Origin of the sequence: Candidatus Brocadia sapporoensis (assembly GCF_001753675.2) — a bacterium.
GTDB lineage: Bacteria > Planctomycetota > Brocadiia > Brocadiales > Brocadiaceae > Brocadia > Brocadia sapporoensis.
In genome coordinates this window covers 23,960-39,098 of record NZ_MJUW02000021.1, presented here as the reverse complement: position 1 = coordinate 39,098, position 15,139 = coordinate 23,960, and the positions used below count along the sequence as shown (strand labels likewise).

The window sequence follows — 15,139 nt, the reverse complement described above, 5'->3', positions numbered from 1 at the left end:
ATCTGGTAAAATTCTTCGCTTTGCCCAGAATAACCCTATTTATCATTTTGAGGAATGAATCGATGAAGAATCCTAAATTTACGTATAAGAATTTTCATTTTATTTAAGCGGGTTACCGGGTGGCATGGACAAACAAGTTTGTCCATGCCACCCGGTAACCGAAGACATAACTTAATCGCTTCGAAGCCTGTTTAAACTGGATGCGGATCTTTGCAGGCACATGATATTGGGGTTTAAGATTTTTAACCCCTGCATTTTAAATAATCTGTATTTACCCGTATTTGTCTGTGACCCACAGATAATCGTTACAAAGAAATGTATTTTATTCGTTTTATCTTCGGAACCGCCTGAAACCTCATATTTCTATCAATTTAGTCTCATTAAGGTAGTTACAATTTCAGAAAAAGTCAAGTAATATGTCAATGAAAGATACGGCGAATGCCTGAAATCAGCCTATTCTACGGTATCGCTATCTTAATGCATTATAATAATCACGAACTACCACATTTTCATGCCTGTTGTCCAGAACGGGAAGTTACTAGTGAAATCAAGCAAACGAAGATTCCGGAACAGACGCTTTGAACGTTTTTAAAACGGTAACGCATGTCTTCTGTGGGTAATGTATAACAGCCCGTCAGACAAAGAATAATTATAGGGAAACGGACACAATTTCTCACTTAGCCGGCTTATTACGTAATGATACATTCGTTCGGCTTCTTCCGGGGACATTCCCTGTTCTACTTCATAAAAATAACCTAATCCCAGGTCCTCACCGGAGGGCGCCATAATACTCCTTAATCCATGTGCCGCCGGATTTTGAGTAATCGGAGAATCTTTCTCCATTCCATAAAGGGACGGCAAACAGGAAAAACCCGGTGAATTCAGATAATCTTTATTCAGTACAAAGTCGAGCGTCTCCAATGCTTCTTTTTCCGTTTCCGTCGGAAACCCAATTATTACATAGAGGTGGAATGATATACCGGTCTTCAGGCAGTCACCCAGTATTCTTTTCACAACATCGACGTTTATCCCCTTTTTCATGAGATCCAATATGCGTTGATTGGATGACTCCAGTCCAAAGACCAGTTTCCTGCATCCGGACTCATACATCTTCTCAAGCACGTCCCTGCTCAAGGCATTCTCAAACCGTACCCCACCCATCCATCGTATTTCCCATTGGTTTTTCAATATCCCTTGCGATATCTCACGTAATTGATTGACAGGAACAGATTCGTCCGTAAAGAAAAAATATGGGGTGTGATATTTTTGCGAAAGCACATGGATATCCTCCAATAGCAACTCCGGCCGACGCAAGCGGAAATTTCTGTGATCCAGGTGCAGATTGCAAAAGGCACACTTCCGGTAATAACACCCCCGCGAGGTCTGCACCGGCAGGATGGACGCAGGGGCATAGTAAAGCTTCAAAGGAAGCCCATCAAAGTCCGGTGTGGGAAGTCTGTTTAAATCCTCCGCAAAAAAAGGCTCATTGACCCTGACACCATTGCTATCCCGATAGATCAGATTGGGCACTTTCCTGAAATCTCTTTTGCCATCCAGCTGTCCGATAAGTTCCAGGAGGGCATGCTCACCCTCAAAAACAATAAAACTGTCAACAATGGAAAATAACCCATGTACATTTTTTATATTTTCAATGAGCTTGGTAAAGACACTTCCACCAATGGTGATGTGAATTCCTTTGTCCCGATCCTTTATCAATTTTGCCAGGGTCAGCCCGGGAATGATCTGGGAGGTGCTGGTTACGGAGATACCCAGCACCTTGGGAGAAAACTCCAGGATAGAAGCAAGAATGTAGTCCTGGTACAGATTGAGAAAGATGTTTTCTTCTTCATCATCAAGCGCTTGAAAAATCTCCCGGGACGAATAAACGGAATACCGCATATCATTATTGAGCGCAGTCATAGACGAAGGGTAATACAGGGCAGAAAGCATTCCAAGCGCTTCATTTATGATACTGACACTTTCCATATACCTTTTGAGGTCATAAAATCCTTCTGACCTCAGGGTGTTTTTTGCAGGTTCCACCTTTTTCGCAAAAGCAGGAATTGTTTCCACCGCATGAATTAATACCTGGCGTTTTTCCTGCTCTCCCGGGATATCCCGGCAGGGGGACCCGGGACGATCCAGGTATTTTAATTTATCAAGAATTTTCTGATAAAATTCACGGCAAGTCTTTTCAGTAAGGAGGATATCCAGTAATTCGATGTTGAGATCCCGCTGGATAACATCAGACACACCATTTTGTCTTAAAAAGGCCGTTAACGAAGGCAGGCTGAGGTAGGGTTGTGAAGGATGCCACGACGGTGGGAATAGTAAAAGCACTTTCATTACTTCACCTTTTTATCCCCCTCGGCTTTTTCAAGAGATTTAACCTTTGGCGGCATGATCGAATCCAGACGCAAAGCCTCTTTGCCTGCTAAAATATCCATCTGCTTCTGTGCCTGTATCTTTACCGGCAGCCCATATATTTTAATAAATCCAAGAGATGCGCTGTGATCGAAGGTGTCTTCTTTCTGATAGGTTGCCAATTTTTCGCTATACAATGACAATGGCGACTTGCGTCCCACGACGGTGCATGTCCCTTTCGACAATCTGACGCGGATGGTCCCCGTCAAAAGACGCTGACTGCTCAGCACGTAGGCCACCAGATCCTGGTGAAATGCAGAGAACCAGAGTCCGTTATAAATCAAATCTGCATAATGCGCCGAGACAATATCCTTAAAGCGCAGGGCATCCTTTGTCATAATCATGCCTTCCAGCGCCTTGTGGGCTGTATGCAAAATGATCGCCGCCGGGGATTCATAGATTTCCCTGGACTTAATACCCACCAGACGATTCTCCAAATGATCAATACGGCCTACGCCGTGCTTTCCTCCCCGCGCATTCAGGGTGTTAATCAGAGTCACTCCATCCATTTCATTCTCATGAATGGCTACAGGAATGCCTTTTTCAAAGTAGATCTCCAGATATTCCGGTTCATCCGGGGCGTCCTTTGCATTTTTTGTCCACGTGTAAACCTCCTCCGGTGGCTCTGCCCATGGGTCTTCCAACACGCCGCACTCAATGCTCCTGCCCCAAAGATTTTCATCCGTGCTGTAAGGGCTCTTAATCTTTGCTTCCACCGGGATATTATGTTCCTCCGCATAACGAATCTCCTCATCCCGGGTCATCTTCCACTCCCTCACAGGGGCAATAATTTGTAACTTCGGATTCAATACCTGCAAAGACACGTCCAGCCGGACCTGATCATTTCCCTTTCCCGTGCATCCGTGAGCCACGGCATCCGCCTTCTCCTCATGTGCCACGTCTGCCAATAGCTTCGCAATGAGCGGTCTGCCCAGGGCCGTTGCCAGTGGATAAACTCCTTCATACAGGGCGCCAGCCTGCAGGGCGGGAAATATAAAATACTTGACAAACGTGTCCTTCGCATCAATGACAATCGCCTTCTTCGCACCAATTTTTAGCGCCTTTTCCCGAATAGCATCCAGATCCTTCACTGCGCCAAGGTCGATGGTCACCGTAATGACATCCATATGATATTTTTCAGGAATCCATCGAATCGCTACTGAGGTATCCAGCCCACCTGAATAGGCCAGCACGACTTTTTTTCGTTGTTCTGTCATAAATACAACCCTCCTGTTGCTTGCTTAAAAACCATAATGCAGTAAAGCTTTAACCAAATTCCCTATATTAAATGGAAAAAAGATAGGATAAAAACTTCAAAAAAGGTAATCGGTCAGTTTTATAAAAAATCCCGGAAACATGGAAGATTTCTGCACTCTATAAAAATACGGCGTTTGTCCGTACCAAACACACCCCCGGCCCTTCTTTTTAGAGAGGAGAACAAGAGTCCCCCTCTAAAAAGAAGGGATTTAGGGGTGTGTCACAAGGCGGCAAATGTTTCTTCTCTTGTCGTACACATGAAATACATAGGAAATTCCTTTCAAAAAACGAAACGACCATTTTTTTGCCTTTGAATTGAGATTCGGCCCTTTTCATTGCTCAACGTGTCAATCCCGTATTGACAGATCATTACTTTTTCTTCACCTTTACGGTTACATCGCCTGTCAGGTTTTTATATTTGAATCGCACTACTGCATTACCCGTCTTCTCTGTAGCGGTAATCGTAAACGCGGCTTTGCCATGCTCGTCAGTCTCTTTCATGGCTGGTAAAACCGTCACGCGTTTTTTGCCACTCACTATTTTAACCTTCACCAGACGGTTTGCCGATGGTAAACCTTTTTTGCAGGTTAAGGTCACGATTTTTTGCACACTCGTCAGCCTTGCAAGTTTTAAAGACTTTGGACTCACGTGAAGTTTTTTCGGTTTACAGGGTTCCGGAGTTGGCGATGGGGTTGGGGTCGGCGTGCCCGGGGTTGATGTTACCATAGGCGTGGGTGTTGGTGCGCCTGGCGTAGCTGTAACAGTTGGCGATGGTGTTGGTGTAGCAACAGGCGTAGGCATTGCGTCTGCGCCTATCTTTGTCACAAAGGCATCGGTATAACCACCATTATGGGTTCCGTACATGGCGTTTTTCGTTGAGAAATCGGAAGAATCTGTCTCTCCCGTCACATATGCATTGCCGGCGCAGTCTATCGCTATGCTATTACCAACATCGTAATCACTTCCCCCGAGGTACGTGGAGTAGGAAAGGCTTGTGCCCGATGCATCGATCTTTGTCACAAAGGCATCATAAAAACCAGTATTGCTTCCATACAGGGCGTTTACCGTTGGGAAATCGGAAGACACTGTCCACCCCGTCACATACGCATTGCCGGAGCTGTCTACCGCTATGCTATGACCTTCATCGTAATCACTTCCCCCCAGGTACGTGGAGTAGGAAAGGCTCGCACCCGATGCATCGATCTTTGTCACAAAGACATCGTAAGAACCACCATTAAAGCTTCCATCAAAGGCGTTTTTCGTTGGGAAATCGGAAGACCATGTATACCCCGTTACATACGCGTTACCGGCGCTGTCTACCGCTATGCTATGACCTCCATCGTAATTACTCCCCCCCAGGTATGTGGAGTAGGAAAGGCTTGTGCCCGATGCAGCTATCTTTGTCACAAAGGCATCGACATTACCAGTATTGCTTCCATACAGGGCGTTTACCGTTGGGAAATCGGAAGACACTGTCCACCCCGTCACATACGCATTGCCGGAGCTGTCTACCGCTATGCTATGACCTTCATCGTAATCACTTCCCCCCAGGTACGTGGAGTAGGAAAGGCTCGCACCCGATGCATCGATCTTTGTCACAAAGACATCGTAAGAACCACCATTAAAGCTTCCATCAAAGGCGTTTTTCGTTGGGAAATCGGAAGACCATGTATACCCCGTTACATACGCGTTACCGGCGCTGTCTACCGCTATGCTATGACCTCCATCGTAATTACTCCCCCCCAGGTATGTGGAGTAGGAAAGGCTTGTGCCCGATGCAGCTATCTTTGTCACAAAGGCATCGACATTACCAGTATTGCTTCCATACAGGGCGTTTACCGTTGGGAAATCGGAAGACACTGTCCACCCCGTCACATACGCATTGCCGGAGCTGTCTACCGCTATGCTATGACCTTCATCGTAATCACTCCCCCCCAGGTACGTGGAGTAGGAAAGGCTTGTGCCCGATGCATCTAGCTTTGTCACAAAGACATCGTTATAACCACCATTAAAGCTTCCATACAGGGCGTTTACCGTTGGGAAATCGGAAGAATATGTATACCCCGTCACATACGCATTGCCGCCGCTGTCTACCGCTATGCTATAACCGCTGTCGTTATCACTTCCTCCCAGGTACGTGGAATAGGAAAGGCTCGCACCCGATGCATCTAGCTTTGTCACAAAGACATCGTAATAACCAGTATTGGTTCCATACATGGCGTTTTCCATTGGGAAATCGGAAGATCCCGTCCACCCCGTTATATACGCATTGCCGGCGTCGTCTACCGCTATGCCATAACCCCAATCGCCACCAATTCCCCCCAGGTACGTGGAGTAGGAAAGGCTTGTGCCCGATGCATCTAGCTTTGTCACAAAGACATCGTTATAACCACCATTAAAGCTTCCATACAGGGCGTTTACCGTTGGGAAATCGGAAGAATATGTATACCCCGTCACATACGCATTGCCGCCGCTGTCTACCGCTATGCTATAACCGCTGTCGTTATCACTTCCTCCCAGGTACGTGGAATAGGAAAGGCTCGCACCCGATGCATCTAGCTTTGTCACAAAGACATCGTAATAACCAGTATTGGTTCCATACATGGCGTTTTCCATTGGGAAATCGGAAGATCCCGTCCACCCCGTTATATACGCATTGCCGGCGTCGTCTACCGCTATGCCATAACCCCAATCGCCACCAATTCCCCCCAGGTACGTGGAGTAGGAAAGGCTTGTGCCCGATGCATCTAGCTTTGTCACGAAGGCATCGACATTACCAGTATTGGTTCCATACATGGCGTTTTTCGTTGGGAAATCGGAAGACAACGTAATCCCAGTCACATACGCATTGCCGGCGCTGTCTACCGCTATGCCAAAACCTACATCAGAACCACTTCCCCCCAGGTATGTGGAGTAGATCAAGGTAGGGTCTATGACGAGCGGGTAGCGTTTGTCGTACGAGGCGACGGTAAAACCATAAATGAACGATGAGGTTTGGTTATTGGCCCGGCTCAGCCCATCACAGGTCTCAGATTTCCGATTCCTAATCCCATGCCCTGAACTCAGGACCCTAAACTTCCCGTCAATCTCTACCTTCTTCCCATCGATGATTTGATAGACATAGGGTTTTTTCTGTAGGATCGCTCGTTCATTTCTTTCACGGGATTCCCCGGTTTCCACGGATACTCCAGCTTCCCCCTTAGCAAAGGGGGATTCAGGGGGTTGTCTTTTCTTGACTAATTTACGTTGTGAACCCTCCGCCGCCCCCTCTTTCAGAGACGATCCCAGGACGATCTCCATATCGCCATTCTCATGGATCCGCACATCCTCTACGCCCTCGTAGGACAGTTGCACGCGGGACGGACTTGCACCCGGCTTTACGATGATATCGTATTCCATCTGGCGGTTGTTCCCGTAAAACTTCATGTCGATGCCTTTGTAAAGCTCCCGGTAAACGACCGACTGATACGTGGGGATACTGGTCTTCCACTTCGCCGGATCGTTGCCGATGAGGTAATTGACCTTGCACTCCTGCTGGCCTTCCGCCACGATCTCCGGATTCTTCTTTGCGCCCAGGGGAACGAGTTTAACGAGTTGAGGAGTTGCCGTGTTGTGAGTTGTATGCACGGTGTGCGGTCTTTCTCTTTTCGATGCTGCATCCTTGTCATCTGTCGCCAATCGTCGTTCCTGCAGCGCGGGTGAACCTGGTTTGATTGTGTCACCTGCAGTTACCGTCTTGCTCCCTTCTTCATCTCTGTCGCTTGTCTCCTTTTCCTGTTTCCTTGATAGCGACAACGTTACACCTCTTCCGGTAAAGAAGGTGGCATGCCCGCTGCCCTTCTCGTAAAACTTCACCTCTCCATCCATCTGTCCGTCGTTCCGGATGAAATACAACGGTAATTTACCGTAGGTTTCCACGACCCGTGATGGTGCAGTCTCTCCGGTCGATTGTGGATTTGAGCCAGCGACAGAGCCGGATATTACCTGATGTTCGGCCGATGCCCGTGTCAATGCGGTATCCATGATCATTGACGTAACAAACAGGGAAGATACCACGACACAATACCGGAACACCTTGCTCCTTTTGCGCACGTGAAGACCCCGAACTGTATTATCCTGCATATTCGTATGTCCCATTTCACAATCCCTCCCATTCAAAAAGACCGAGGAGACCAAAAAATTTCCCATACAAGCGGGTGACAAACTGCCCGCGCTGCTCAAACAATCTTCAGCATCAGGGTGGCACGGACAAACTCGTTTGTCCGTGTGATAGATCCCAAACCCGTGTATAGATTCAAACATCGCGGACAAGTGTAACCGCTTAACGCTATGAGATAGCTGGGTCATCAAACGTATGAGATAATAAAAATATATGGCTGCTTGCTATGATACCTAAGAATGTTTATTTGCTGGTAATTCGATCACAAATGTTGCTCCCGAACCGGACTCACTTTCCGCATAAATCCTGCCATTATGTTGCTGGACTATGCTTTGAGCAATGGATAAACCCAATCCGGTGCCCTTACTATGCTTAATATTTTTTGCAGTAAAAAATGGTTCAAATATCCTCGTAAGATATTCTCTTGGTATGCCGGGACCCGTATCCGACATAACTATCCTTACTTTCTCACTCTCCCATTCTGTACGGATGGTTAAACATTTTTCATTTTTTATTTCTCCCATCGAGGCACAAGCGTTTTCTATGACATCCAGGAAAACCCGCCGGATTTGTTTCTTATCTACAAAAACTGCGGGTAACTTTTCATCCAGAAATTTGAAAATCGTAATGTTTGCATATTCAAATTGATTCGACTTTTGCTCGATAATTTCTTCAAGAATATCGTTCACATTGATCTGTTCTTTTGAAAGGGTGTAGTTCCCGGTAAGGGTCAACAAGCTTTTTATAACACTCTGTATTTGGTCCGTCTCTTTTTGTATCCTGTTTAAATATTTCTTTGCCTTTTCACTAATGGAAGGTTCATTGAGCACAAGATCTGTGCAGAGCTGAATACCTGCCAGGGGATTGTTTAATTCATGAGCTGCCCCTGCGATCAGATTACTTACGGCAAAAAGTCTTTCCGTCTTTACCACCTGGTGTTGCAACTGATATTCCCGCGTTACCTCCCTGAGCACAATAACGATATCGGTTTTCTCCCCACCTACTCCATGTAAAGGGGAAATAACGACAACGAAGTATTTTTCTTCGGTTTCTTTCGTACGTATTTCATACGAAACGTACTGTTGTTTTTTGACAAATATCTCGTTGTAAATTTCTTCGATTTCAAGATTATTAAAACCAAGGATAGAACCATCATCGGCCATCCTGACATCCAGATGCCGGGTCATTTCCCTCCCCGCCCTGTTTATTAACGTTATTTTACCCTGTGTATCCAGCAGAATAATACCGTCAACCATGCCCTCTATCACGGAATGTAATTTTAAATCCACTTCTTTCAAATGTTTCTCAAGGCGATTCACATGATACTTTTTTACCGCACGGTTACAAACGCCGGCGACCGCCATTTCATCAAAAGGCTGGAAGATATAGTCATCTGCGCCCGCCTTCATCCATTTAATTACCATGACCTCTGCACCCCTGTTTGCTATTACAACCACTATGGCTTCAGGTATAGTTTCCCTGATCTGCCTCAGTATATACGGATCATCTTCTGCCATCATATCAGAAGACAAAAAGATAATCTGCGGTCTCTCAATTTTCAACACATGCAGAATCTTTTTTATATCAGGCACAGCCAGAATTTCATACCCTTCCAGGCGCATAGAATGTTCTAGAATCCTTACTGTATCGGCATCCTGTGTAGTAACCATTACTTTTGCCGGATATTGCAAAAACCCGACTTTACCAGTAGGAACCTTTTCAGGATAAAACTTATGATTAATCAGATTCAGCAAATCTTCCATCGCTACCGGCGCATAGAGAATACCATAAGCGCCTACCGACCTTGCTAATTGAGATGTCAAATAGGTTTGATATGTTCCCGACAACAGAACGACGGGAATGTTGATGCAATTCTTGTATACTGCAGATTTCATTATCCTGCACAATTGAAATCCGTCCAATACCGGCAGGTTTACATCCAGGATGACAAAATCGGGTACATGTTCATTAAGATGTCTTATGACTTCATCACCATGGGTTGCAACCGTGATATCTGAAAATCCATTTTGTCTCAAATATCCGGCAATATCTCCGTACTTTTCTATAATATCTGTTGCAAATAATATTTTAATATTTAACATGTTTGCTGTTATGCCACCGTTAATATTTTCTTTCCTTAGGTTCAAATGGCCCGATGTTAACAGGCTTATAATCCAGTCTTACACCATCCGGGGTGAAATACGCTAACGTGTGTTTTAGCCAAACTATATCATCTCGTTTTGGGAAGTCTGTCCGGAAATGAGAACCTCGGCTCTCCTCCCGTGCGAGTGCGCCTGCGACAACAGCTTCAGCCACATCAAGACTGCCCTTAAGCTCTAATGCCCATACCAGGCTGAAGTTGCCTCGTTTTCCAGTATAATTCAGCTTAATTCGTTGATACCTCTCTTGCAAGATCCTGATATCGTTCACGGCCTCTCTCAATCGGGAGGCATCGCGGAAGATACCTACCTTGTTATCCATAACCTTGTTGAGGGCAACTTTGATATCTACGGGAATTTCCCCTCCCCCGGATTTACCCAATGTATTGATCCTTTCCTCTGCACGTTTTAAGACGTCAGTGAGAGCGCCTTCACCCTTTTTCCCCTCCAATCCTTGTATATACAAGGCGGCATTACTGCCAGCAATCGCACCAAAAACAATGGTATCCAACAATGAATTTCCCCCCAGCCGGTTCGCTCCGTGCACACTTACACAAGCCACCTCTCCGGCTGCATAAAAACCTTTTACCGCCGTTTCTCCTTCCGTATTACAATCAATTCCTCCCATGGTATAATGCTGCCCTGGCTGAATAGGAATGGGATCGACAACCGGGTCTATTCCGGCAAATTCTCTACAAATATCCCGTATACCAGGCAACCTCTGATCAATCTTTCCCTCTCCCAGGTGTCTTAAATCCAAATGCACATAGCTTTGGTTAAAACCACCGCCTGCCATAATCTCGTGCATGATATTTCTGGAAATGATGTCACGCGGAGCCACTTCCATATCCTTTTTTGAATCATGGTATTTGGCTAAAAACCGCTCGCCTTTGTTATTCAATAAAACTCCCCCTTCACCGCGACACCCCTCGGTAATCAGGATATTTTTACCCAACAATGTCGTTGGATGGAACTGAACAAATTCTATATCCTTAAGTGGCACACCTGCCCAATAGGGCAATGCCATACCCATGCCGGTATTAATCAGCGCATTCGTGCTATTCCCATAAATACGGCCAACACCTCCCGTTGCAAATATTACAGCTCCTGCATGGAACGCCTCCAATTGCCCGCTCATCACATCCAAGGCTATTACTCCGGCACAGACGCCATCCTCTACCACCAGCTCTACAACCAGCCACTCTTCATAAATTATCATTTCCTTCCGTTCCGCCGCTTGTTTAAATTTTATGATTTGCTGGTACAACGTGTGCAAAAGGGCATGCCCGGTTTTGTCCGCTGCATAGCAGGTACGGGGAAAGCCTGCGCCACCAAAGGGACGCTGGGCGATCCTTCCTTCAGGAGTCCGGCTGAAAGGACAACCCCAGTGCTCCATCTCATAGATACGACGGGCAGCCTCCTTTGTCATACGGATAACAGCGTCCTGATCTGCAAGATAGTCACTCCCCTTTATCGTATCGAAGGCGTGTTTTTCCCACGTATCGTACATGCCACGCGGATGATTGCCCAGAGGGGCATTAATTCCGCCCTGGGCAGCAACGGAATGCGACCGGATGGGATGAACTTTTGAAATCACCGCAACCTTCACATTGTGCTGATTGAGTGCGATGGCAGCCCTTAAACCTGCCAACCCCCCGCCTACTACGATAGCATCATGGTATTTCATAAAAATTGTCTTGCTACAAAATAACTCACCATCTGCCCGACTACCTTTTCTTGCGTTCCTTTAAGGTACGTAAGTTAAACCGGAGGCAAATAATTTATTTCGTCTTTATCGGTGAAGTAAAAAATATAGCACAAAAGAAGACAAGAAAACAACCAAAAATACCATGGGAATGAAAAGGACAGAAAAGAAACAAAAAGCACACGGATCCATGTATCGTCTCCCGCGCTTTGTTGTTCGAATTACACGCGCAGCAATTCGGCAATCTTTCACACGGGGCCTTGCTCTCCCCCAATTAGAACCGACTGCTGCCTGAAATGCTTGATTTCAACATTGAATATAATAGAAATCCGGCAATGACCAGCACATCTGCTATTTTGGTCTTTTCTACAGACAGGATGCCGTCATCCTTGAATCGCACATTGGTTATTATTCATGCACCCTGAATATACTTTGCACGGCATAACCGTGCAATCCATTACGTTGGTCCTTTTTCTTTTGACGTGTTTTCACGAAACTGATATATTACCTATTTATTACTATGAAAATTTTTTTTGTGCTTGTCCGGGCTGGACAACAGAAAAAAACCTAACATAAATAGAAAAGAGTTTTTAGAGAGGGGAAAAAAATATGCAATATATGCCACTTCTTGTGATGAGCACAGGTGCATCTATATTTTTGTATGTCTTGCTCTTTTTTTTTATTTCTGCCTGTGCATTTATCCTCTTTAAATACGGTGGGCTTTATATCAAGTCCATTATATCGGATGCCCACGTATCTCTTACACAAATGATCAGCATGACCTTTCGGAACGTCGATATACGGTCTCTCGTGGATCATCGTATTATGGCAAAGAGGGCTGGAATCGATCTGGCCTCATCGTCCCTTGAGGCGCACAGCCTGGCAGGTGGAAATGTTAATCATGTTGTTCGTGCCCTTATTGCCGCCCGAAAGGCGAACATCCAACTGAGTTTTGATCATGCCTGCGCAATAGATCTTGCAGGAAGAGACGTGTTTGATGTCGTGAAAACCTGTATCAACCCGAAGGTAATTGACTGTCCGGACCCTTCGAAAGGTTGTACTACGCTGGATGCGGTTACCAAGGACGGTATTCAGGTAAAACTGAAGGCGCGAGTCACCCTTCGCACAGATATTGAAAAAATTGTAGGCGGGGCTACCGAAGAGACCATCATTGCACGCGTTGGAGAAAGTATCCTTGCAACTGTCTGCACGTTTGAAACTTACAAAAAAGCGCTAGAAAACCCTGATTTACTCTCCAAGATGGTCATGGAAAAGAAATGTGATAGCGATACCACATTTCAAATTCTTTCGGTTAATATCGTAAGCGTTGCGATAGGCGACAATATCAATGCAAAACTGCAGACAGATCAGGCAGAAACAGACAAATGCATAGCACAGGCAGACGCCGCAAAACGCCATGGTATGGCTCTTGCCCGTGAGCAGGAGATGAAAGTTCTTACCGAAGAAAATACAGCAAAAATACTTGCAGCCGAGTCTGAAGTGCCGAAGGCTATTGCTCAGGCCCTTCGCGAGGGAAACCTTGGGGTAATGGATTACTATCATCTTAAAAATATCCAGGCAGATACCGAGATGCGAGTAGCGTCGGTTTCAAAACCAGGCATTCTGCCCCCCACAACAAAACCATAAAATTTTCTTTGATTCCCGAAGAGAAAACATTATACTAAGGAAATTATGCCAGAGTGGTGGAATTGGCAGACACGCCAGACTCAAAATCTGGTCCCCGTCACAGGGGGTAAGGGTTCGACTCCCTTCTCTGGCATTTATAAAAAATAAGACTCCTATTGCAAAATTACCCGCCAAAACACAAAGAAGAAAAAAGGCATTTGACTCGAAATCCATACACCTTCTTTTCTCAGTTGATTTTGTTGTAACCGTTGCATTGTTATATCCGCTTAATCGGCACAGTCGTGAGCCCGTCGCTATTAAAAATACGCTTGATACCACAAACATAGCCCATGAATAACCAACAAGACAAACCTATTTCGCTCTCATATCAGGATGCCCTGGCCTTTCTTTACAAAGCTATCGATTATGAAAAACTGATCAGCTTTCAATATAATGCATCCACATTCAGTTTGGACAGGATGAAAAAACTGCTTGCATATATAGGAAATCCCCATCAAGGGCTCCCCTGCATTCACATAACCGGCACAAAGGGAAAGGGCTCCACAGCTATCATGACAGCCACGGTCATGGAATGCGCTGGTCTTATCACCGGACTTTTTACCTCGCCCCACCTCATCGATCTAAAAGAACGTATTCAAATAAATCGTCAAAAGATATCTGAGGCTGAATTTGCCAGCATCATGCATGAATTCCAGCCGTACATCCGGCACTTACAGGAAACAGAGCCATCCGCATCTCCCACCTTTTTCGAAATCCTTACGGCAATAAGCATGGTGTATTTTAAAAGGAAGCGGACAGAGATGGCTGTTTTGGAAGTAGGACTCGGCGGACGCCTCGATTCCACCAATGTTGTCGTGCCAATGGTATCAATCATTACGAATGTCGGGCTCGATCATACGGCAATTCTGGGCAATTCTCTTTCAAGCATTGCGTATGAAAAGGCTGGTATCATCAAACATCGCGTTCCTGTTGTATCCGGTATCGACAGCGCAGAAGCCCTCTCCGTCATAGAAAACACCTGCAGGGAGAAAAACGCTCCCCTGTACCTTTTCGGCAGAGATATCCGGGTTGAAGCAGTGAAACATCTTGTAAAAGACGGTACACAGGGAATGCGGTGCATGATAAAGACCTGGCGAGGTTCCTATGATAACATCTATTTGCCTCTTGTTGGCATTCATCAGGCAAAAAACTGTGCCCTGGTTCTCGGCACATTTGAAATTCTCAGAGAACAAGACAACCTTGCTGTAAACCCCGACATCATCCGGGAAGCCCTTGCTTCTCTCCATTGTCCGGCAAGGATTGAAGTTGTTGCAAAAAATCCTACCATTATTCTGGACTTTGCGCATACCGCAGATTCTATGCGATTCCTTAAAGAGACACTGATAGAAAATTTTACATTCCGGCGGTTAATCTTGATCCTGGGTTTCTCACAAGACAAAGACTTAAACAACATTCTGAAGGAAATCGTTATGGAGGCAGACTCAATTATTATCACTCGGAGCAAAAACCCCCGCGCCGCCCCTCCCGAGGATTTATATGAGAAAATAACGAAACTCTGTGGCAAACAACCAGACACGGCAAATACCGTTCAGAGTGCCATAACTATGGCAAAACAAATGGCATCCAAAGAAGACATGATCTGTATTACCGGTTCCGCATATGTAGCGGGAGAAGCAAGACAAGCGCTGGATACCTGATAAACGATCTCCAAAAAACTCTATCGTTATAAAAATAGCCTTTTTGTAGTAAACGAAACAACTACGTAGTGTTTGAACGAAAAACATCCTT

The 15,139-nt window shown here is 45.6% G+C and carries 8 protein-coding genes and 1 tRNA gene; 4 read left to right on the top strand and 5 right to left on the bottom strand.

Annotated elements, in window-relative coordinates:
- Positions 1-438: 438 nt before the first annotated feature.
- On the top strand, positions 439-582 hold the full coding sequence (locus BIY37_RS14235) for a DUF4160 domain-containing protein (RefSeq protein ID WP_143299125.1): 144 nt from the start codon (positions 439-441) through the stop codon (positions 580-582).
- Between the two features lie 6 nt (positions 583-588).
- Here the strand turns inward: BIY37_RS14235 and BIY37_RS01615 are convergent, their stop codons facing one another.
- The 5 genes from BIY37_RS01615 to BIY37_RS01595 all read right to left on the bottom strand — a co-directional run bounded on the left by BIY37_RS01615 (position 589) and on the right by BIY37_RS01595 (position 11,686).
- Complete coding sequence (locus BIY37_RS01615; RefSeq protein WP_070066099.1) at positions 589-2,346, bottom strand: B12-binding domain-containing radical SAM protein; 1,758 nt, start codon at positions 2,344-2,346, stop codon at positions 589-591.
- Positions 2,346-3,641, bottom strand: a complete 1,296-nt coding sequence (locus BIY37_RS01610; RefSeq protein WP_070066098.1) for an argininosuccinate synthase — start codon at positions 3,639-3,641, stop codon at positions 2,346-2,348. The genes BIY37_RS01615 and BIY37_RS01610 overlap by 1 nt, the downstream gene beginning before the upstream one ends.
- Positions 3,642-4,050: 409 nt before the next feature.
- A complete protein-coding gene (locus BIY37_RS01605; RefSeq protein WP_179129216.1) occupies positions 4,051-7,818 on the bottom strand; it encodes an SBBP repeat-containing protein in 3,768 nt (1,255 codons plus the stop codon).
- A 255-nt stretch (positions 7,819-8,073) separates the two neighbouring features.
- On the bottom strand, positions 8,074-9,942 hold the full coding sequence (locus BIY37_RS01600) for a response regulator (protein ID WP_070066096.1): 1,869 nt from the start codon (positions 9,940-9,942) through the stop codon (positions 8,074-8,076).
- 19 nt (positions 9,943-9,961) lie between these two features.
- Positions 9,962-11,686 carry an FAD-binding protein gene (locus BIY37_RS01595; protein WP_070066095.1) on the bottom strand — a complete coding sequence of 575 codons (1,725 nt, stop codon included), beginning with the start codon at positions 11,684-11,686 and terminating at the stop codon, positions 9,962-9,964.
- 627 nt (positions 11,687-12,313) lie between these two features.
- On the opposite strand from BIY37_RS01595, the gene floA reads away from it, so the two are divergent.
- From floA to BIY37_RS01580, 3 genes are all read left to right on the top strand, one after another.
- Entirely contained in the window at positions 12,314-13,351 is a 1,038-nt protein-coding gene (floA, locus tag BIY37_RS01590) for a flotillin-like protein FloA (protein ID WP_070066094.1), read from the top strand.
- Positions 13,352-13,398: 47 nt separating this feature from the next.
- Positions 13,399-13,484, top strand: a tRNA-Leu gene (locus BIY37_RS01585).
- Positions 13,485-13,680: 196 nt separating this feature from the next.
- Positions 13,681-15,048 carry a bifunctional folylpolyglutamate synthase/dihydrofolate synthase gene (locus BIY37_RS01580; protein ID WP_070066093.1) on the top strand — a complete coding sequence of 456 codons (1,368 nt, stop codon included), beginning with the start codon at positions 13,681-13,683 and terminating at the stop codon, positions 15,046-15,048.
- The last annotated feature ends 91 nt before the right edge of the window (positions 15,049-15,139 follow it).

Bases quoted from the DNA above. Each gene is read 5' to 3' on its own strand.
- BIY37_RS14235 (WP_143299125.1), top strand. From the start codon at position 439: ATGCCTGAAATCAGCCTATTCTACGGTATCGCTATCTTAATGCATTAT.
- BIY37_RS01615 (WP_070066099.1), bottom strand. From the start codon at position 2,346: ATGAAAGTGCTTTTACTATTCCCACCGTCGTGGCATCCTTCACAACCC.
- BIY37_RS01610 (WP_070066098.1), bottom strand. From the start codon at position 3,641: ATGACAGAACAACGAAAAAAAGTCGTGCTGGCCTATTCAGGTGGGCTG.
- BIY37_RS01605 (WP_179129216.1), bottom strand. From the start codon at position 7,818: ATGGGACATACGAATATGCAGGATAATACAGTTCGGGGTCTTCACGTG.
- BIY37_RS01600 (WP_070066096.1), bottom strand. From the start codon at position 9,942: ATGTTAAATATTAAAATATTATTTGCAACAGATATTATAGAAAAGTAC.
- BIY37_RS01595 (WP_070066095.1), bottom strand. From the start codon at position 11,686: ATGAAATACCATGATGCTATCGTAGTAGGCGGGGGGTTGGCAGGTTTA.
- floA (WP_070066094.1), top strand. From the start codon at position 12,314: ATGCAATATATGCCACTTCTTGTGATGAGCACAGGTGCATCTATATTT.
- BIY37_RS01580 (WP_070066093.1), top strand. From the start codon at position 13,681: ATGAATAACCAACAAGACAAACCTATTTCGCTCTCATATCAGGATGCC.